At 32.7% G+C, this 21,175-nt stretch carries 21 protein-coding genes; 7 read left to right on the top strand and 14 right to left on the bottom strand.

From position 1 onward, the window contains the following. Together CHB81_RS13470 and CHB81_RS13465 are read right to left on the bottom strand one after the other, a co-directional pair. Complete coding sequence (locus tag CHB81_RS13470) at positions 1–459, bottom strand: hypothetical protein (RefSeq protein ID WP_089352386.1); 459 nt, start codon at positions 457–459, stop codon at positions 1–3. A gap of 68 nt (positions 460–527) precedes the next feature. After that, complete coding sequence (locus CHB81_RS13465; protein ID WP_089352385.1) at positions 528–1,118, bottom strand: TetR/AcrR family transcriptional regulator; 591 nt, start codon at positions 1,116–1,118, stop codon at positions 528–530. A 201-nt stretch (positions 1,119–1,319) separates the two neighbouring features. Between CHB81_RS13465 and CHB81_RS13460 the strand changes: the two genes are divergently transcribed. The 5 genes from CHB81_RS13460 (at position 1,320) to hemN (ending at position 6,049) form a co-directional block, all read left to right on the top strand. After that, positions 1,320–2,948, top strand: a complete 1,629-nt coding sequence (locus CHB81_RS13460; protein ID WP_089352384.1) for an acyl-CoA carboxylase subunit beta — start codon at positions 1,320–1,322, stop codon at positions 2,946–2,948. Between the two features lie 121 nt (positions 2,949–3,069). Next, positions 3,070–3,492 (top strand): DoxX family protein, encoded by a 423-nt coding sequence (locus tag CHB81_RS13455; protein ID WP_089352383.1) that lies wholly within the window; start codon positions 3,070–3,072, stop codon positions 3,490–3,492. Positions 3,493–3,611: 119 nt separating this feature from the next. Then, entirely contained in the window at positions 3,612–3,974 is a 363-nt protein-coding gene (locus tag CHB81_RS13450; RefSeq protein WP_089352382.1) for a hypothetical protein, read from the top strand. 114 nt (positions 3,975–4,088) lie between these two features. Continuing rightward, positions 4,089–4,565, top strand: a complete 477-nt coding sequence (locus tag CHB81_RS13445) for a hypothetical protein (protein WP_089352381.1) — start codon at positions 4,089–4,091, stop codon at positions 4,563–4,565. 119 nt (positions 4,566–4,684) lie between these two features. After that, positions 4,685–6,049, top strand: a complete 1,365-nt coding sequence (gene hemN / locus CHB81_RS13440) for an oxygen-independent coproporphyrinogen III oxidase (protein WP_089352380.1) — start codon at positions 4,685–4,687, stop codon at positions 6,047–6,049. A gap of 7 nt (positions 6,050–6,056) precedes the next feature. Here hemN and CHB81_RS13435 read toward each other — a convergent pair whose 3' ends face one another. The 8 genes from CHB81_RS13435 to CHB81_RS13400 all read right to left on the bottom strand — a co-directional run bounded on the left by CHB81_RS13435 (position 6,057) and on the right by CHB81_RS13400 (position 14,784). Beyond that, positions 6,057–6,758 (bottom strand): sulfite exporter TauE/SafE family protein, encoded by a 702-nt coding sequence (locus CHB81_RS13435; RefSeq protein WP_089352379.1) that lies wholly within the window; start codon positions 6,756–6,758, stop codon positions 6,057–6,059. A 107-nt stretch (positions 6,759–6,865) separates the two neighbouring features. Then, complete coding sequence (locus CHB81_RS13430) at positions 6,866–7,315, bottom strand: FixH family protein (protein WP_089352378.1); 450 nt, start codon at positions 7,313–7,315, stop codon at positions 6,866–6,868. Positions 7,316–7,327: 12 nt separating this feature from the next. Next, positions 7,328–8,746 (bottom strand): cytochrome c oxidase accessory protein CcoG, encoded by a 1,419-nt coding sequence (gene ccoG, locus CHB81_RS13425; RefSeq protein WP_089352377.1) that lies wholly within the window; start codon positions 8,744–8,746, stop codon positions 7,328–7,330. An 11-nt stretch (positions 8,747–8,757) separates the two neighbouring features. Then, positions 8,758–9,696 (bottom strand): cbb3-type cytochrome c oxidase N-terminal domain-containing protein, encoded by a 939-nt coding sequence (locus CHB81_RS13420; protein ID WP_089352376.1) that lies wholly within the window; start codon positions 9,694–9,696, stop codon positions 8,758–8,760. A gap of 1 nt (position 9,697) precedes the next feature. Beyond that, positions 9,698–9,892 (bottom strand): CcoQ/FixQ family Cbb3-type cytochrome c oxidase assembly chaperone, encoded by a 195-nt coding sequence (locus CHB81_RS13415; RefSeq protein WP_089352375.1) that lies wholly within the window; start codon positions 9,890–9,892, stop codon positions 9,698–9,700. A gap of 7 nt (positions 9,893–9,899) precedes the next feature. Continuing rightward, positions 9,900–12,086: a cytochrome-c oxidase, cbb3-type subunit I gene (ccoN, locus tag CHB81_RS13410; RefSeq protein ID WP_089352374.1), complete on the bottom strand. Its 2,187-nt coding sequence runs from the start codon at positions 12,084–12,086 to the stop codon at positions 9,900–9,902. Between the two features lie 2 nt (positions 12,087–12,088). Further along, on the bottom strand, positions 12,089–12,280 hold the full coding sequence (gene ccoS, locus CHB81_RS13405) for a cbb3-type cytochrome oxidase assembly protein CcoS (protein ID WP_089352373.1): 192 nt from the start codon (positions 12,278–12,280) through the stop codon (positions 12,089–12,091). A gap of 116 nt (positions 12,281–12,396) precedes the next feature. Beyond that, on the bottom strand, positions 12,397–14,784 hold the full coding sequence (locus tag CHB81_RS13400) for a heavy metal translocating P-type ATPase metal-binding domain-containing protein (protein WP_089352372.1): 2,388 nt from the start codon (positions 14,782–14,784) through the stop codon (positions 12,397–12,399). Positions 14,785–14,985: 201 nt separating this feature from the next. Between CHB81_RS13400 and CHB81_RS13395 the strand changes: the two genes are divergently transcribed. After that, positions 14,986–15,666 (top strand): Crp/Fnr family transcriptional regulator, encoded by a 681-nt coding sequence (locus CHB81_RS13395; RefSeq protein ID WP_089352371.1) that lies wholly within the window; start codon positions 14,986–14,988, stop codon positions 15,664–15,666. On the opposite strand, the gene mazG is transcribed toward CHB81_RS13395, so the two are convergent. The 4 genes from mazG to def all read right to left on the bottom strand — a co-directional run bounded on the left by mazG (position 15,667) and on the right by def (position 18,717). Then, complete coding sequence (mazG, locus tag CHB81_RS13390; protein ID WP_089352370.1) at positions 15,667–16,437, bottom strand: nucleoside triphosphate pyrophosphohydrolase; 771 nt, start codon at positions 16,435–16,437, stop codon at positions 15,667–15,669. Between the two features lie 94 nt (positions 16,438–16,531). Further along, on the bottom strand, positions 16,532–17,308 hold the full coding sequence (locus tag CHB81_RS13385; RefSeq protein WP_089352369.1) for a carbonic anhydrase: 777 nt from the start codon (positions 17,306–17,308) through the stop codon (positions 16,532–16,534). Positions 17,309–17,571: 263 nt separating this feature from the next. Continuing rightward, entirely contained in the window at positions 17,572–18,057 is a 486-nt protein-coding gene (locus tag CHB81_RS13380) for a DUF5606 domain-containing protein (RefSeq protein ID WP_089352368.1), read from the bottom strand. Between the two features lie 69 nt (positions 18,058–18,126). Beyond that, positions 18,127–18,717, bottom strand: a complete 591-nt coding sequence (def, locus tag CHB81_RS13375; protein ID WP_089352367.1) for a peptide deformylase — start codon at positions 18,715–18,717, stop codon at positions 18,127–18,129. Positions 18,718–18,918: 201 nt separating this feature from the next. Here def and CHB81_RS13370 point away from each other — a divergent pair, with 201 nt between their 5' ends. Then, complete coding sequence (locus CHB81_RS13370) at positions 18,919–21,141, top strand: FUSC family membrane protein (RefSeq protein WP_089352366.1); 2,223 nt, start codon at positions 18,919–18,921, stop codon at positions 21,139–21,141. Positions 21,142–21,175: the final 34 nt, after the last annotated feature.

The following is a 21,175-nucleotide window of genomic DNA, read 5'->3' as shown; positions in this document are numbered from 1 at the left end:
TTATCTAAAATAAGGTCTGTTTGCTAAAGGAGAAAATGGCCACGGAATGGCGACAAAAATGACAATTAAAGCGATAGAAAACCATAACAGCATTGTTTTGAACTTATCGCTGTCGTTTTGTTTTCTTTTGGCTAAAGCCGAACCAATCGTGATTAAAACAATTGCGCAAAGCATTAAAAGAATATGCAGTATCCCGAAAAAAGCGATATCGGTATTTTGTATTCCTGCTGAAAAATTTTTCCAAAAGTATTTTACAATCGGACTTTGTACATAAATGAGGATTCCAAAAATAAGCTGAATATGTGCGATGGTAGCTGTCCAATGCCGGACCGAATTATCTGTTTTAGTGAAAGGCAGTTTTGAAGAATATCCTCTATAAGCTCGAAAAATGGAATACAATAAGCTTACTAGCACAAACCATCGCAAAACCGAATGGCAAAATAATAGTGATTGATACATTGTTTTTTGATTAAGACAATGCAAATATATTTAAAAACATACTAATTAGTATGTTTTTGAAAATAAATTTATTTTAAGCTACTTAAGTAATTCTTAAACTCCCTTAAATAAACAATATAACAAGAATTACTATCCTGAAGTTTTCCAAAATTACGGATTCCCCAATACCCTGACATAATAAAAAAAGATACTTGCTGACCGTCTACATCTTTGCGAATCAATCCTAAAGTTTGCCCTTTTACAATTGCATTTTCGATTGTCATCATCCATTGGTTTACCAATTCAGACAAAGCCAGACTAAACTGATTATTCCAGGGAGTCATTTCCTGTGTCAGATTTCCAACCGGACACCCATATTTTACTTGCAGTAAAGGATCTTCAAGTAATAAATAGGAAATCATATTGTAAAAGTCCTCAATTGGATTTTCCGAATTTTCTATTGGTTTTATAAAACTTCCCAGCATTGTTGGTTTCAAAATCTCTTCGATAATAGCAACTCCCATTTCATCTTTTGTTTTAAAATGGTAATAAAAAGCACCTTTAGTTACTTGTGTTGTTGCAATAATTTCATCGATACTTGTTGTTTGGTATCCTTTTGAATAAATCAATTCAAATGCTTTCAGAAGAATCGTAAGTCTTGTATTTGCTGCTTTTGACATAAAAAATACTAGTTAGTATGAAATAGCAAATTAAGGTAAAAAAAATGACTTATTACTCGTTCAGCTTTTGAGCATAAATTATTAGAATTTTGAATATTGGTAACTTGTTTTTATTTCATCTTCCTAATAATATTTTATGCTGTCAGTTTCAATTGATTTTGTAAATTAGCCAACACTATTTTGTAAAAAATTTAATATATTATGGATTTAAACTTCAATAAAAACGAAGATCACAATAAATTACTACTTTCTGAACTAAAACAAAAATTTGCCAAAGTAAAATTGGGCGGAGGCGAAAAGCGAATTCAAAAACTACATGCCGAAGGCAAAATGACCGCACGCGAACGTATTGAGTATTTATTAGATGAAAATTCTAAAAGCATAGAGATTGGAGGTTTCGTTGGAGAAGGAATGTATGCAGAACACGGCGGATGTCCGTCTGGAGGTGTTGTTATTAAAATAGGATATATTAGAGGTAAACAATGTATTGTTGTCGCAAATGATGCTACGGTAAAAGCCGGTGCATGGTTCCCGATTACAGCAAAGAAAAATCTGCGCGCTCAGGAAATTGCCATGGAAAACAGATTACCAATTATCTATTTAGTAGATAGTGCAGGCGTTTATTTACCACTACAGGATGAAATTTTCCCTGATAAAGAACATTTTGGCCGAATTTTTAGAAATAATGCCCAAATGAGCAGCATAGGAATCACTCAAATTGCCGCTGTAATGGGAAGTTGTGTTGCCGGTGGTGCTTATTTGCCAATTATGAGCGATGAAGCCTTAATTGTTGATAAAACCGGAAGTATTTTCCTTGCCGGAAGTTACCTCGTAAAAGCAGCAATTGGAGAAACTATTGACAATGAAACTTTAGGCGGAGCAACCACTCATTGCGAAATCTCAGGCGTAACTGATTATAAAGCCAAAGATGATAAAGACGCTTTAGACAAAATAAAAAATATCGTAGATAAAATTGGTGAATACGATAAAGCGGGCTATAGCCGAATAAAAGCAGAGAAACCAGCTCTAGAACCAAAAGACATTTACGGAATCCTGCCAAAAGCGAGAAACGAACAATACGATATGATGGAAATCATTAATCGTCTAGTCGATAATTCTGAATTTGAAGCTTACAAAGATGGTTACGGTCAAACGATAATTACAGGTTACGCCAGAATTGACGGTTGGGCAGTTGGTATTGTTGCCAATCAAAGAAAAGTCGTTAAAACCAAAAAAGGCGAAATGCAGTTTGGTGGTGTAATATATTCTGATAGTGCTGATAAAGCAACTCGTTTTATTGCCAATTGCAACCAAAAGAAAATACCATTGGTTTTTCTGCAAGACGTTACCGGTTTCATGGTTGGCTCTAAATCTGAACATGGCGGAATCATAAAAGATGGTGCAAAAATGGTAAACGCTGTGAGCAATTCTGTAGTTCCTAAATTTACTGTTATTGTTGGAAATTCTTATGGAGCCGGAAACTATGCAATGTGTGGAAAAGCTTATGACCCTAGATTGATTTTTGCCTGGCCAAGTGCAGAACTTGCAGTAATGGGCGGAACTCAGGCTGCTAAAGTTTTAGCACAAATTGAAGCTTCTTCGCTTAAAGCAAAAGGAGAAATCATTGACGAAGCCAAGGAAGCGGAACTTTTTAATAAAATTAAAGCACGTTACGATGAACAAACTTCGCCTTATTATGCTGCTTCAAGATTATGGACAGATGCAATTATCGATCCTTTAGACACCCGTACCTGGATCTCTATGGGAATTGAGGCTGCGAATCACGCTCCTATTCAAAAACCATTTAATTTGGGTGTAATTCAGGTTTAGACTTTCAAAGATCATCAAAACGCGTTAAATAAATTGCAAAAAACTTATTTTCAATGCTTTAAAAATATACATATCATTAAAAATTAGTAACTTTATCTATAATTTTTAATCACGTAGTATCATGGAAAATGTAAAAAGTTTGAATAAATGGGCAAATGCGCACACTTATTTACCTGTAGATTTAGTACGTATTGTATTGGGTGTTTTTTTATTTATGAAAGGGGTTTCATTTGTAACAAACGTTCAATATCTGCATGATTTAATTTCTCCAATTGATCATTTTGGCGGCGGAATGTTTTTATTACATTACATTGCACCGGCTCATATGATTGGAGGCATTATGATTGTTTTTGGGCTACTCACCCGATGGGCAATTGCAGCTCAATTACCAATACTTTTTGGAGCAATTCTGATAAATTTCATGGGACACATGCACTCTGAAAGCCTTATTTTAGCAATTGTAGTCTTGCTGATTTGTATGTTCTTCTTGTTTTATGGAAGCGGAAAACACTCAGCTGATTATTATTTCAAAATGCAACAATAACCTTGTTTTATCCTCAGGAAGAATAGTAAAATCTTGAGGATAAAATAATAACCCAATTTTTAAAGTTAATTAATTCTATAAAATTTCTTTAATTGTCATTTATGAGTTAAATTCGCCCCATGAATTGGATTCGTAAAACTTTTATTTTTGCATCACTTTTGATCATCGCTTTCTTTGCTATTCAGGCAGACGGGAGTGCTATGGGGAAAAGTGAAAGCGTAGAAAGTGAAAATCAAAAATCGGATACCAATTTCTCTCTCGATTATTCAGACTCTTTAGCTTTTATTCAGCCACAAACTAGTTATCAATTTGCGGCAAACGTAAAAACAAACCCATCTATTTTAGTTAAATGGTTTGATTCTGTCCTGATGGTGGTTCCTCAGCACAAAGCGGTACAATCAACATCAAACTTTGCAAATCAATTTCTTACCCAGAGCAAAAAAGTTTTACTTATGCTCTACCCTTTCCATTTTTTCTGGTAGATAAACACATGAAATCCTGATCAGAAGAATAATTTTCTTCTAAACTAAATAAATCGTTTTCCTTCTGAAAACTTTTTATCATTTCGTATTATTTATCAAATTTTAAACACAAAAATGGAAACAAGTGTAACCATAATTGGTATTGTGATAGCGATCATAGTAGCTGTACCTATTTACTTTTCTGCACGATCGAGCGCTGCAAACAAATCAAAGATTTTAAATATAAAAAAGAAATTTAATCCTACACATCCTGAAGATTTTGATTTAACCGAATCTCAAAGCCATAAAACGCTTGCTATAGATCAAAAAAATAGAAAATTTATTTTAATGAATTTCAATCCAAATCAACAAGAATCAACTTATTTAGATTTAAAAACGGTTTCTTCCTGTAAATTAATTTCAACTACAGACGGAAATTCGGACACAATCCTAAAAATTGATTTTGAATTTCAGGAAAAAGAAACAACAAAAAAAATCACAATTCCATTCTATGATTTTGACGACGATCGCATCAAACAAATAAGCGCTTATCAAGATCATATGTTTGCTAAAAAATGGCTTAAAACCATCCAAGATTCTATTTCACGTTAGTTATTTAATTCAGAAAAGAGGTTCATAATGAGCCTCTTTTTTTTGGTAATTACATGACATTTGTCATTTTATGTCTTAAACCTAAATCTTAATTTTGAAAGACACAAAAATCCGTTTTTATGAAACTTTCATTGACCCAAAAATACAATGTACCAGGTCCAAGATACACAAGCTATCCAACAGTTCCTTATTGGAATGAAACTGCCTTTACAACGGAAAAATGGATTGAATCTTTTCAAAAAGCATTCATTGAAAGCAATTCACAAAGCGGTATAAGTCTATACATTCATTTACCGTTCTGCGAAAGCATGTGCACCTTCTGTGGCTGCAATAAACGAATTACAAAAAATCATTCGGTTGAAGAAAACTACATAAAAGCACTTTTAAAAGAGTGGAGCTTGTATTGTAAAGTATTACCCGAAAAACCAATTATCAAAGAAATACATTTGGGTGGAGGAACTCCAACATTTTTCTCGACAAACAATTTAGAACATCTTATAAATGGTATTTTTTGTTTTGCCAATAAAGCTGAGAATTATGAATTCAGTTTTGAAGGCCATCCTAACAATACTACTTATGAACAACTCAAAAAACTGTATGATTTAGGCTTTCGCCGAGTAAGTTTTGGTGTTCAGGATTATGCCGAAAAAGTTCAGAAAGCAATACACAGAATTCAGCCTTTTCATAATGTTGCCAAAGTGACTTTTTGGGCCAAAGAAATTGGTTATACTTCTATTGGACATGATATTATCTTCGGTTTACCTTTTCAAACCATTGAAGATGTCATTGATACCATCGAAAAAACAAACTCTCTTAAACCAGATCGTCTGGCTTTTTACAGCTATGCTCATGTTCCGTGGATAAAAGGAAACGGGCAACGTGGTTTCAATGAAGAAAACCTTCCGAAAGATTCCGAAAAAAGAAAATTATACGAAGTTGGAAAACAGATGCTTTCTAAAAACGGCTATAAAGAAATAGGAATGGATCATTTTGCTTTAGAATCCGACAGTTTGCACAAAGCGGTACAAAACAAAAAACTACATCGAAATTTTATGGGTTACAGTGCTTCAAAAACTCAACTTATGATTGGTTTAGGAGTTTCTTCTATTAGTGACAGCTGGTATAGTTTTGCTCAAAACACAAAAAATCTGGAGGATTATTATCAGTTACTAGAATGGGATAAACTTCCTGTTGTTAAAGGTCATATTTTAGATGATGAAGACTTAATTATCCGCAAACATATTCTAAACCTAACCTGCGAGCTTGAGACTTCCTGGTCTAATGAACATCTCTATTTTAAAGAGATTCCAAATGTTTTATCCGATCTTAAAGAAATCGAAAACGATCAATTAATCGTAATTGAAGAAAATTCAATAAAAATTACCGAAGCAGGAAGACCATTCGTTAGAAATATTTGTATGGCTTTTGATTTGCATTTAAAAAGAAAATCACCGGAAACTAATTTGTTTTCGATGACAGTTTAATAAAAACTTAATGGCAGTTAGGAGTTCCTTGTACAAATAAACTCATATTTGATGGAGAAATATAAGGAATTCCTAAACCTAGTCCTCTTAGGATAAATAAAACCCCAATAATAACTGCAACGTAAGGAATTGCTTTTTGTATTTTATTTCTAAAAGGAAGTTTTATTAATGAATTAACATACACTACAATAGTCATTAATGGCATTGTTCCCAATCCGAATAAGACCATATACAATACGCCAAAACCTGCGCTCTGCATTGCGATAGCACCAAACAAAGCAACATATACCATTCCGCAAGGCAGGAAACCATTTAATAATCCTATTGTAAAGAGAGATTTATAGGTTTTCTTTTTAAATTGATTCCCTAAACTTGATTTTATATTTGAAATAACCTTATAAACGGGTTTCGAAAAATTATACTGCGCAAAAATTTTCTCCGGAATCAAAACCACAATTATCATTGCAATACCAATAAAAACCGACATTTTTTGTTGTAATCCAGCCAGGAAAAAACCTCTTCCCAACAAACCAAAAATTAAGCCTATTGTTGCATAAGCCGTTAAACGCCCTATATGATATGTAATAATTTGAATTACACGTTTTGTTTCGTTCTGGCGATCCACAGGTAACATCATAGCAATTGGACCACACATTCCTATGCAGTGCAAACTACTTATTAATCCTAATATGAAAGCGGAGTATAACATTTATTCTATTTTTTCTTTTACCACAGATTCACTTGATTAAAATGATTTTAAAAATTCCATTAAAAAAAACTACGAATAACTGGAATCATTGGCAGAAAAACATTTTTTTAATTTACATATATTACTTCTTTCGAAAGATATTTAGTTCCCTTATACTCCCATTCCATATTAACATCCCAACGTCCTTTAATCAATTTCTTTTGCGGAATAAGCAAAGAGGAGTTCGTCAAAGCTATTTGAGTATCAAAATCAAATTTCTTGTTTGATGGTCTGTACAATAGTATATTTCCTTTTACTTTATCACTTTCAAAAGTAGCAGGAAAAGCTATTTTTACACCGTTTTCAGTATAGACTATTGATGGTTTTTGCTGTAAATCATGAGCATTTTGAATTCGGGCCATTTCATCCTGAAACTGTGAATCGTGTTTGTAATATTCTTCAACAACCAAGTCATTGTCATACTTACTATTTGACTGTACTTCAAAAACAAAATATAAAATAAAAGTCATAAACAATGCAAATGCAATGACAATCCCAGTTCCCCAATTTATTTTCATCATAGTATATTTTTAATTAAAACTTCGTGGTCCCAAAAAATTAGTTGTTGTGGTTTCAATAAGCTCTTTGCCATTAAAAACCCCAATTTCAACTTTGGTTTTATCACTTTCCAAAAGAGCTTCGTCAATTTCTATAAATAATGTTCCTTGTGAAATTCCTTCCTTTAAAACTTTAAAATGCTGTGTTCCTACATTTTTAATTTCTCCTTTTTGATCAATTAATTCAAAATGAATATCATGGTAGTCTTTCATTGTTTTATTAACGATCTTATAGGTATAAACATTACTGATTTTATCTCCTTTATGTTGAAATAATTGTCCCGGCAAACGCAAAACAACTGCCTGAACATCTGTTCTTAGAAACAACATTCCAACAAAAACGCTTAACAGAATAAACAAAACTGCTGTATACCCTTTCATTCTTGCAGTAAACTTAAAAGGTGCTTTTTTTACAATTTCGTCTTCAGATGCATATCTAATAAGTCCTTTAGGCAAACCAACGCTTTCCATAATGGTATCGCATTCGTCAATACAAGCGGTACAATTTGTACATTCTAACTGTGTTCCGTTTCTAATATCGATTCCCATTGGGCAAACGTGCACACATTGATGACAATCAATACAATCTCCCTTTCCAGTTACACCTCTGTCTTCTTTTTTATTGAATTTTGCTCGCCCTTCTTCTTTTTCTCCCCGAACAAAATCATAGGCCACATTTATTGATTTATCATCTAAAAGCACACCTTGTAATCTTCCGTATGGACAAGCAATGATACAAACCTGTTCACGAAACCACACAAAAACAAAATAGAAAACTCCGGTAAAAATTAATAATGCAATAAAATTACTTGCTTGTTTAATTGGTCCTTGTTCAACCATTAAAAACAATTGGTCACTTCCTACCAGATAAGCCAGAAAAACATTAGCAATCCCAAATGAAATCAAGAAAAATATTGCCCATTTTATCAATCTCTTTCTAATTTTTTCTGAATTCCATTCTTGTCTTGCTAATCGTGATTGAGCACCACGATCACCATCAATCCAATATTCGATTCGGCGGAAAACCATTTCAAGAAAAATAGTTTGCGGACAAATCCATCCACAAAAAATCCTGCCAAAAACAACGGTAAACAAAATAATAAAGACAATACCAACAAGCATTGAAATTACGAAGAGGTAAAAATCCTGTGGCCAAAATGGAAATCCAAAAATATTAAATCGACGTTCCATAACATTGAACATCATAAATTGGTTTCCATTTACCTTAATAAATGGATTGGCGACTAAAATAGCTAATAATATATAACTAACTATTTTTCTATATTCATAGAATTTACCAGACGGTTTTTTAGGGAAAATAAATTTTCGATTACCTCCTTCATCAATAGTTCCGATGGTATCTCTAAATGCTTCGTCTGGTAAATTTGACATGATTCTTATAATTATTTTTTAACTTCAGTACTATCTTTTACTGTACTTGCTGTGGTATCTTTTGTTGGAGCACTATCATCTACCCAAACTTCCCCCTCTGCCTCTTTTGGATCTTTAGGATTACTTCCTTGCAGGGATAGAATATAACTCGCTACTTTTTGAATTTCCTTAGGTTTTAAGGTTCCTTTCCAGGCAATCATCCCTTTTCCGTCACGGCCTCCATTGGTTATGGTGTGAAAAAGATTCTTAATTCCTCCACCTAAAATCCAACGATCATCGGTAAGGTTTGGACCAATTTGTCCACCTGCATCGGCACGGTGACAAGCGGCACAATTTGTTGTAAATATTTCTTTACCTACAGCTAAATTTTCCGGATCATTAAGTAAAACAACCGTTTTTTCATCCATTAAATCGGGAGCCGTTTTAAGATATTCATCGACATCTATTTTTGCTTGGGCCATTTCTTTTTTAAGCTCTGTTTCCTGATCGTCTCCACCAAAAAATTCGTAACGGGCTACATAGATTACCCCAAAAACAACGCATATATAAAATAAATATACCCACCAAGGCGGTAAATTATTGTCTAACTCTTTAATCCCATCATAATCATGGTCCATTAGCAAGTCACCTTCTTTTTCAATTGGCTGCGTTTGGGTAAGCTTTTGCATTAAATCTTTGTACCAGGTACTTTCTGTTAAACTCAAGCTGTTTTCATACTCTAATTGTGCCTTTTCTTCAGGTGACATCAACTGATACATAATACGATTAACCGCACTTAATGTAATTTCGATTGCTATCAAGATGAATAAAAAGACAAACAAAAAAACCGAAACCATTGGGTATTTTACAAAAGCTGGTTTATCACCTGAATCTATAAAATATTCCATCAATCCAAAAACGATGAAGAAAATCAGCGGTACTCTTACATATACTGGGAAAAATTTTTTCATTTTAAATATCTTTTGAAATTATACTACACCCTTCATCTAAGGGAATTTCACTCATTTCCTGTATTTTTTCTTTTTTATAGGAGAACACCCAAAAGCCTAAGCCAACAAAGAAGGAGAAAAAGATCAAGAGAGAAAGTATCGGGTAAATTTCTATACCCGAAATAGTCTCCATATTGTGTTTTATTTGTTCAAACATAATGTTATTATTTAGATGTCTCTTTTACTTTTATATCAGTTCCAAGTCTTTGTATATAAGCAATCATAGCAACTATTTCTCTTTCATTCATAGGAATGAATTTTTCGCCTCTTGCAGCTGCTTTTTTCTTACTTTCCTCGTAACTTTTTACATAGTCAGGATCATTTTCTAAGTTTTTTTCAATTGCAAGTGCCTGAGTTCTCAATGTTTTTTGTGCATTTGCAACTTCAGCTTCTGTATAAGGAACACCAAGTGTAACCATAGCTTGCATTTTCTTTTGAGTTAATGAAATATCCATTGGCTCATTATCAAATAACCATTTATAACCTGGCATAATTGAACCTGCAGAAATACTTTGCGGATTCCAGAAATGGTTAAAATGCCAATTATCATTATACTTTCCGCCCACTCTTAACAAATCAGGACCTGTACGTTTTGATCCCCAAAGGAATGGATGATCATATACGAATTCTCCCGCTTTTGATTGTGGCCCGTAACGTTCTACTTCACTTCTAAAAGGACGAACGGATTGTGAGTGACAACCAACACAACCTTCTCTGATATATAAATCACGCCCTTCAAGTTCTAAAGGTGAGTATGGCTTAACACTTGAAATTGTTGGAATGTTTGATTTAACCATAATCGTTGGTACAATCTGAATAACCCCTCCAATTAAAATGGCAATTGTAGCCAAAATGGTCAATTGAATTGGTTTTCTTTCTAACCAGCTATGGAATTTTTCACCATTAAGCCTGTTACTGCTAATTCTTTGTAAAGCCGGAGCCTGAGCCAATTCATCTTCGATTGTATCACCTGCTCTCACGGTCATAATGATATTATAAACCAATGTCAGCATTCCAATTAAATACAAAGTACCTCCAATCGCTCTCATCCAATATAATGGCATAATCGCTGTTACTGTTTCAAGGAAGTTACCATAAGTTAAAGTACCATCTGGATTAAATTGTTTCCACATTGACGCTTGTTGAAAACCAGCAACGTACATAGGTAAAGCATATAAAATAATTCCTAAAGTTCCAATCCAAAAGTGGAAGTTGGCTAATTTCTTTGAGAATAAGGTGCTTTTTGTCATTCTTGGAATCAACCAATAAATGATACCAAATGACATAAACCCGTTCCAAGCTAATGCTCCTACGTGAACGTGTGCAATAATCCAGTCTGTATAGTGCGCGATAGCATTTACATTTTTTAAAGAAAGCATCGGACCTTCAAAAGTTGCCATTCCGTAACCTGTAATTGCTACTACAAAGAATTTTAAAACCGGTTCTTCACGAACCTTATCCCATGCCCCTCTCAACGTCAGAAGTCCGTTAATCATACCTCCCCAAGATGGAGCTATTAACATTATTGAGAATGCTACGCCTAAATTTTGAGCCCAGTTTGGTAAAGCTGAATATAATAAGTGGTGTGGTCCTGCCCAGATATAAATAAAGATTAAAGACCAAAAGTGAATAATAGATAAACGGTAAGAATAAATAGGACGATTAGCTACTTTAGGAATAAAGTAATACATCAATCCTAAAAATGGTGTTGTCAAGAAAAATGCAACTGCATTGTGACCGTACCACCATTGTACCAGTGCATCCTGAACTCCTGCGTAAACAGAATAACTTTTTAAAGCTGAAACCGGAAGTTCAATATTATTAAAAATATGTAAAACAGCAACTGTTACAAATGTTGCAAGATAGAACCAAATCGCAACGTATAAATGACGTTCTCTACGACGTAACATTGTACCAATCATATTGATTCCCATTACTACCCAAATAAGAGCAATAGCAATATCAATTGGCCATTCTAATTCAGCATATTCTTTAGAAGAAGTATAACCTAATGGTAATGTTATAGCCGCCGCAACAATAATAAGCTGCCAGCCCCAAAAATGCAGGTTACTTAGAAAATCGCTAAACATTCTGGCTTTTAACAATCGCTGTAGCGAATAATACATACCGGCAAAAAAAGCATTTCCAACAAAGGCAAAAATAACCGCATTGGTATGCAATGGTCTTAATCGACCGTAACTAAGCCATGAAATCCCGTCTGTTATATTGGGAAAAAGGTACATAACCGCTAAGGTTAGGCCCACTAACATACCCACTACTCCAAAAAGGATGGTGGCGTAAATGAATTTTTTTACAATTTTGTTATCGTAGTAAAACTGTTCCATTTCCATAATTATACTTGTTTTTCTTCTGTTGGTGAATTATTATTCTTGGGAGTGATTTTGGTTTCATCGTCAAAAAGCATTCTGACGGAAGGCGTATAATCGTCATCATATTGTCCTGATTTAACAGCAACAATAAAGGCTATAAAGAATCCAATTGCCACGAAAATACTTACTGAAATTAATAGATAAATAACACTCATACCTTAAATATATGTTAACAAAATTACTATGTTGTCGGCAGGTAAAATATGATAATTATCATAGTTGAAGTAATATGTTAAATTTATAAAAAAAATACTATAAAACTACTTAATAATCATTTTAAATTACTCTTAATAAAATAGTTAGACATTAAAGTCACAAAACTTACGATCGTAATAGTGCTTAAAGGCATGATAATCGCCGCAACCAAAGGAAGTAAGTTCCCTGTAATTGCGAAAGAAAGTCCTACAATATTGTAGAGTAATGATAAAACAAAACTCATTTTTATTATTGTGATTGATTTTTGAGACAGCTTTAAAAAGTAATCAAGTCGCGAAAACTCGCTCGCCGCTAAAATCGCATCACAAGCGGGAGAAAACACATTGACATTTTCAGAAATAGAGATTCCAACATTACTTTGTGCTAAAGCACCGGCATCATTTAAACCGTCACCAACCATCATTACATTTCGCCCGCTTTCTTGCAGTTCTTTAATAAACTCGAGTTTCTGTTCCGGCTTTTGATTAAAAATCAGTTCTGTATTTTTAGGCAAAATAGCTTCCAAATTAGCTTTTTCACCATCGTTGTCCCCTGATAATACTTTAATTTGATACTCTTTATTTAGTATCTGGAATAATTTTTCCAGTCCTTCTCTATATTGATTCTGAAATGTAAATTTTCCATAATAAATACCGCCAATTCTAATATGTAAACCCGTTTTTTCAATTTCTGAAAGATCAGAAACCGGGCTTTCAACAAATTCTGCAGATCCTATTTTGATTGTTTTATTCTCAACAGAAGCCTGAATTCCTTTTCCGGTTATCTCCTGAAAATCATCAATTATAAGTCTTTTTGATTCCGGTAAAAGATCATACAACATTCGGCTTAAAGGATGATTTGAGCCGCGAAGAACATTTTTGATAAGCATAGAATCTGCTTCACTTAATTCATCTCCTTCATATAGAATATTGGATTTTTTGTTGGTTGTAATTGTTCCGGTTTTATCAAAAACTATGGTATCTACTTTAGCCAATTGTTCTATAACTAAAGCATTTTTAAGATACATTTTTTGCTTGCCCATTATTCTTAGAATATTTCCAAAAGTAAACGGTGCAGTAAGAGCCAATGCACAAGGACAAGCTACAATTAAAACAGCTGTAAAAACGTTGAAAGCAGTATTTGCATCAATAAATATCCAGTAGCCAAATCCACCAAAAGCAATTAATAATAATATAGGGGTAAAATAGCGACTAATTGCATCGGTAATTGTTTTGTGTTTCTGGAATACTTTTTTCTGGAAAATTTCATTACTCCATAACTGCGTCAGATAACTTTGGGAAACGGAATGCAAAACTTCCATTTCAATAACTTTACCTATTTGTTTTCCACCGGCAAATACTTTATCTCCCGATTTTTTTGTTATCGGAACTGCTTCTCCTGTTACAAAACTGTAATCAATTTCAGCACTTTCGCTTATTAAAATACCATCAACCGGAATTAATTCCTGATTTCTAATTAATAATCGATTCCCTTTTAAAATATCATAGATAGGAACACTTTCTTCAGATGTATCTGCATTGATTCGGGTAACAGCAATTGGGAAATAGGATTTAAAATCACGTTCAAAACTTAAAAAACTATAGGTTTTTATTTGAAACATTTTTCCAAGCAACATAAAGAATACCAGTCCCGTTAAGCTGTCGAAAAAACCAGATCCATAATTCATGAAAATATCAAATGTACTTCGAACAAACATTACGATAATTCCTAAAGCAATTGGAATATCAATGTTTAACAATCCCGATTTGATACTTTTGTAAGCAGAAACATAATAACCACTTGCTGAGTATAAAAAACTAGGCAATGCCAAAACAAAAATTAAAATTCTAAAAAACGGTTTGTAGTTGTCTAACCAGAATTCTTTAATTTCAAAGTATTCCGGAAAAGAAAGTAACATAATATTTCCAAAACAAAAGAAAGCAACACCAAGTTTATACGTTAAACTTCGGTCGATACTATTTTTTCCTGTTTCGTAATTTTCTAAACTAATATAAGGTTCATAACCTATTGAACTAAGTAAATTTGCAATATCCTTGAGCGAAACAAGATCTGAATTGAAGGTAATACGAACTCTTTTTTCAGGAAAATTAACTTGTGAAGTACTTATTCCAGATTGAATTCTGTTTAAATTTTCAAGAATCCAAATACAGGAACTACAATGAATATGGGGTATATTTAAGGAAACAATTGCTGTATTGCCTTCCTGAAATTCTAATATTTTTGATAAAATAGCCTCGTTGTCCAGGAAGTCATATTTACCCTGAATATCTTGTGGAGTGGCACCTGGTGATTTTTCAAAATCATAATAACAGGTTAAATCATGAAGACTAAAAATTTCGTAAACGGTTTTACAGCCGTTGCAACAGAACTTTTTTTCATCAAAATTGATCTCTTCATTTTTAGGAACGGTAAGCCCACAATGAAAGCAACTCTGCTCACTCATAATTTGTTTTTTTTATCTAACAAATATTCAAAATAAGAAGCGACTTTAAATATGACATTTATCATATTGTAATAAAATCGAATTCTAATTTACTGAAATAAAACAGTTAAATAACAAGATAAGATTTTTTATATGTTTTTTAGCTAATAATAACACCTTCGAACGTGAATATTGGTTAATTTTGCAGTAAATATTTTTGCTATGAATAAATGTGACCAATGTATCGTAAGACAGTTATCTTCTCTTAAAGCACTGAATAAAGATGAGGTTGTACAGTTGGCTAATAGCAAATCTACCTATAAAATAAAAAAAGGTGAAGCAATTTTTGAAGAAGGCGAAATCACAAATGGTGTTTTTTGTATAAAAGATGGCGTTGGAAAACTTTCTAAATTAAGTGCTAACGGAAAAGATCAGATTGTTAAACTGGTAAAATCAGGAGAACTTTTAGGTCAACGTTCTATGATTAGTAACGAACCGGCAAATCTGACTGCAAAAGCAGTTGCCGATATGGAAGTTTGCTTTATTCCGAAAACTGAAATCATACATTTCTTTAATAATAACAATCAGTTTTCTATGAATCTGATGCAATCTGTTTGTGAGGATTTGAAAGAATCTGAAAACGACAAAATCGCATTGGTTCAAAAAACGGTTAAACAACGATTAGCCGAAACCTTATTGTATCTATATGACTTCTTTGGCGAAAACACAGATAAAACCCTAAAAGTACAGCTTAGCAGAGAAGAATTAGCCGGAATGATTGGAACTGCTACCGAAAGCTGTATCCGATTATTATCAGATTTTAATAAACTGGAATTGATTGAATTAAAGGGTAAAAAAATTATGCTAAAAGATATTAAAGCATTAAAAAAACTGGCTGAATAGTTATAGTTTTTTAGCCTCGTTCCAAAACACATCCATTTCCGCCAAAGTCATATCCATTAACGGTTTACCTAATTCACCGGCTTTGCTTTCAAGGTATTGAAAACGCTTTATAAATTTTTTATTGGTACGTTCTAAAGCATCTTCCGGATTTACATTTAGAAATCTTGCGTAATTAATCATTGAGAATAAAACATCACCAAATTCGGCTTCAATTTTATCCTGATCACCTGATTTTACTTCAACTTGTAATTCTTCCAGTTCTTCCTGGACTTTATCCCAAACCTGGTGTGGTTCTTCCCAATCAAAACCAACTCCTTTTACTTTATCCTGAATTCGGCTTGCTTTTACTAGTGCCGGTAAGCTTCTTGGAACTCCTTCTAAAACGGATTTTTTGCCTTCCTTGAGCTTTAATTTTTCCCAGTTTTGTTTAACTTCTTCTTCATCTTTTACAACGGTATCACTATAAATATGTGGATGACGATGAATTAGCTTGTCACAAATTTCATTACAAACATCGGCAATGTCAAAATCATTGGTTTCAGAGCCTATTCTGGCATAAAAAACAATATGAAGTAACAAATCACCCAATTCCTTTTTTACTTCATTCAGATCATTATCTAAAATAGCATCTCCTAATTCGTAAGTCTCTTCAATTGTAAGATGTCTTAAGGTTTGCAACGTTTGTTTTTTATCCCAAGGACATTGTTCACGCAGCTCATCCATGATAATTAATAATCTTTCGAAGGCTTTAAGTTGAAGTTCTTTGCTCATTGTTTTATTTATTAGAACAAAATTAATTTATTTTATTAATTAAGTCATCTATATATAAAAAAAGAAGATCTTACGATCTTCTTTTTTCTAATACTTATTTAGATTCCTTAATAACCCGCCCATTTAATTGCTGGATATCTCTAAAATTATTAATTGGCATTATTTTTCTTAAATCTTCAATCATTTTTAAAGAAACATCTACTGAATTTTTAAAAATAAACCATTGAACTCCTTCTGTACAAGGAGGAGTTGTTAGTGACCCCGTATAGGTATAATACGCTTGATTATCAGGTAAAACTTCTTTTAAATTGAAAACATCTTTTACTTCAATAGTCTCGTTAACTTTAATTGGTAAAAATTTATCAAGAAAATCAAAAGTTTCATTATTCCCTTTACTTTCTTTTGCCATTATAGCCACTACGGCAAACTTTCCTTCCTTATTTTTATGAACCATATGAATTACTAATGGATATCTAACTCCTTTAATAGTATGTTCTGCCGGTTCATGAAAATGAAATTGTACTAAATTATATTGATCTCCGTTAAGAGTTATATAATTTCCTTCTTCAAAATTAAACTGAATAGAATGCCCATTATTTACAACATCATGTATTTTTGTTTCTTCACTGTAATGGAAATCAATAGGCTGTAAAGTTTCATCCATTTCGGTTTCTACAATATCAACTGGAGATTGTGCGCTTCCTCCACAATCACTCTGATCAATTTCTGACCAATATTTCGGGCCTGTTTCTCCATCATAACTCCAGTGCTTTGATTCTTCAGGCACCTTTTTTTCTCCTTTATTATTCTCACAAGATATAAGAATAATTACTGCCAAACCAAGCAAAATTTTTGCGCTAACCTTTTTCATTTTTTTTATTTAAAAATTAAATTATAGAAAAACAATATCAACTTTCAATTCAATTTTCAAAACTAAAAGCATTAAACCGAAGCAGAATTCATTTACTTTAAGTAAATGAATAATTAGACATATTTTCTTACAAATTTAAATTTTAAATTTCATTAATTACCTTTAAAAAATCATAAATAATTTCAAATATGTGTAGCTTAAAAAAAAAAATCCTGTCAAGAAAATGTCTTAACAGGATTAATATATTTGAATGTAAAAATCTACTATTCTTCTTTTTTAGCTTTTGCTTTTTTAGCAGCCGGAGCTTTTTTTGGTTTTTCTTCAACAACTGGTGCTTCTTCAGTAGTTTCAGCAGCAGCTAGAGCTAAATCAGTAACTAATCCTTTTGTTTGAAGTGTGTTGTACCAGTTTAATACTTTTTTAATATCAGAAGGATAAACTCTTTCCTCATCATAATCCGGTAAAATTTCTTTGAAGTAACCTGCTAATGTAGCATTATCTTCTTTGTGCGAAATAGCTTGCCCTTTGTTCTCTTTAGTTGCAATACGTTGCATTACTTCAGTCAATGGTTTTTCTCCTTCGTGTGTATAAATTGAAATTTCTGATAATAAACTTACGTTACTTTTTAAGTTTACTGTAATTTTTTTTCCATCTAATAATGATTCTGCCACAAAACCTGTACGAGTTTGTACTTTCAATACATATAAACCTGGTTTCCCAGAAATGGCTAAAATTTTCTCTAAATTCATGTTTATTAAAATTAGTATTAAGAATTTGATTTATTATATTTTCTCGATTCTAAAACTACTTTAGAATACTTATCTTCCTTTTTTTGCAGCAGCAAATTTCATTCTGTACTCTTGAAAAGTTTTACCCTCAGTAATATTTTTCAATTTCTTTTGAATCAAACGTTTTTTTAATGAAGATATTTTATCTGTGAATAAAACGCCTTCAATATGATCATATTCGTGCTGAATAACTCTTGCTATTAAACCATCAAAAACCTCTGTTTTCATTACAAAATCTTCTTCGCAATATTCTATCGTAACAGTTGGTTTTCTATAGACATCTTCGCGAACATCCGGAATACTTAAACATCCTTCGTTAAAACTCCACTCCTCACCTTCTTCTTTTACGATCTTAGCATTGATAAAAGTCTTTTTAAACCCTTTTAAGTTTTTTTGCTCTTCTGACGGTAAATCTTCATCATCGCTAAAAGGAGTCGTATCAATCACAAACAAACGAATTGCTGTACCAACTTGCGGTGCAGCTAGTCCAACACCATAAGCGTTGTACATGGTTTCATACATGTTTGCTATTGTTTCTTTTAAGTTTGGGTAATCTGGCGCAATTGCCTCACCCACTTTTCTTAAAACAGGATCACCATATCCTACAATTGGTAAAATCATTTGTATTATTTTAATGTATTATCTACTGAAAAACCTAAATTTAGTCCTCCTTAATTCAGGTGGCAAAAATAGTAAAAAATAGTCAATGAATAATTTTCTACAATAGAATATATCTATTTTTTGATAACTCCGCAAAATCTCATCCATAATTATGCCAAAATAATTCGTACAATTCTTACCTTTGCTAGTAAACCGCAATATATGCTTGATCGTATCTCGAAATTCACCAACAGTACTTCTTTTTTAAACGCCTCAAAAGTAACTATTGCTTCTGTTGTTCCTGTTTTAATTTTAAATTTTTTAGGACATTTCGAAATTGGTTTTACAATTGCTTTAGGTGCATTTTATACCTATCCAAGTGATATTCCGAGTTCATTAAGTCATAAGATCAAAGGACTTATTGTTGCTTCATTTATTGTATCCGGCGTTAATTTATTAGTAAATCTTACCTATCCATATCCGTTTCTATTTTATCCTTTTCTGGGGTTTCTGCTTTTTTTATGCTCGATGATTTCGGTTTATGGACAACGTGCTACTTTAGTTTCATTCTCAGCTTTATTATCTATTTCATTATCATTCGGGCATTTGCATGAAGGATGGGAAGCTTTTGAATACTCCGGTTTTATATTTATTGGCGGTATCCTATATTTAATTGTATCTCTTGTTTTTCATTTTATACAACCTTATAAGTATGTAGAATTACAAATTGCCGATGGAATAAAACTAACTGCAAAATACTTAAAATTAAGAGGTGATTTATGGAGTCCTGAAGCCAATAGACAAGCCATAATTGAGAAACAATTGGCCGTTCAGGTTGATTTAAATCTGATTCATGAAGATTTAAGAAAGATGCTTATTGGTAATCAGAGCGCATCTGCAACTACGAGTCAAAACCGTAAAATGCTGCTTGTTTTTATCACATTAGTCGAAATTCAGGAACTGGCACTTTATACATCCTTTGATCACAGTAAACTTCACGAGAAATTTGCTAAACATCCGGATGTTCTCAGAACTTATCAAAATGTAGCTTATAAACTAGCTTCAACTCTAAAAAAACTTTCTAAAAACGTACATCATATTGCCGTTTATGTAGATAAAAATGATTTAAAAAATGAACTTGATGCTCTTGAGTTTGCCATTTTTGATTACGAAAAAACATTAGGTCCTGAAGAAGCTGCTGAAGGCGTTTTGATGTTAACCAATATGCTGAAATACGCCAAAAACCAAGTTGGGAAAATTAAAATTATTCAGCGTGCTTTTTCGCTTGCCATGCAATCTTATAAACTAAAGGACAAGGATAAAGAGTTGGAAAAATTCTTAACGCCGCAATATTATCCGTTGCGCACGTTAACTGAAAATTTAAGTCTTTCCTCTTCTATTTTCAGACATTCCTTGCGTTTAACGATTACCATTTTGATTGGTTTTGTTGTCGGGCAGCTTTTACCTTTTCAAAATGTCTATTGGATTTTATTGACGATCGTTGTAATTATGCGACCTGGTTATGGATTAACCAAAGAACGTTCGTACAATAGAATTTTCGGAACTATTCTGGGCGGATTACTGGCTTTTGGAATTGTTTCAATCATTCAAAATCACGTTGCACTTAGTATATTGTCTATCATTTGTATGCTTCTTGGAATTTCGTTTACTCAGATCAATTATAAAATAAGCGCAACTTTTGTGACCATGTACGTTGTATTTATATACGGAATTTTAACTCCCAATGTTGTTGAAGTGATTCAGTTTAGAGTTTTAGATACATTAGCCGGAGCGATTCTAGCCTTTGTCGCCAATCAGTTTTTATGGCCTGCCTGGGAATTTATAAATACACCTATCCATATTGAAAATACGATTCGTGCCAATAGAAATTACCTTAGGGAAATTGCTGATTTTTATAATAAAAAAGGAGAAATTCCAACGTCGTACCGATTAGCCCGAAAAAATGCTTTTGTTGAAATTGGTAACTTAATGACTTCTTTTCAGCGAATGATGCAGGAACCAAAGTCGAAACAAAAAACATTACCATTAGTCAACAAATTGGTTGTTTTAAACCATTCGATATTATCTGCTTTGGCATCATTATCGACATATATTCAGTCGCACCAAACAACATCAGCCTCAGAATCCTTTAATTATATTATAAAAACTATATTATCGAATTTAGATCATTCGATTTCTATTTTAAGAAATGAAGCCGTTATAACAGATACTTTTTTCGATAAAGAAGATGTTACTTTACAATTTGAAGAACTTAAACGAGTTAATTTTAAGCGCTTGGCTGCAGATGATGAACTCGATAAAGAAACACGTCAAGCCAAGATGCAGGAAGCTCAAATGGTTATCGAACAATTGATCTGGATGAGCAATCTTGCCGAAAAGATTCTGAAAATTACAAAAGAGATAAAAGCAACAAATCCAGATTAATTCATCTGGATTTGTTATTTATTATAAGATCTGA

This window comes from Flavobacterium sp. ov086, assembly GCF_900187965.1.
Classification (GTDB): Bacteria; Bacteroidota; Bacteroidia; order Flavobacteriales; family Flavobacteriaceae; genus Flavobacterium.
Note: the sequence above shows the minus strand (reverse complement) of the source record. Positions and strands in the feature narration are given on the sequence as shown.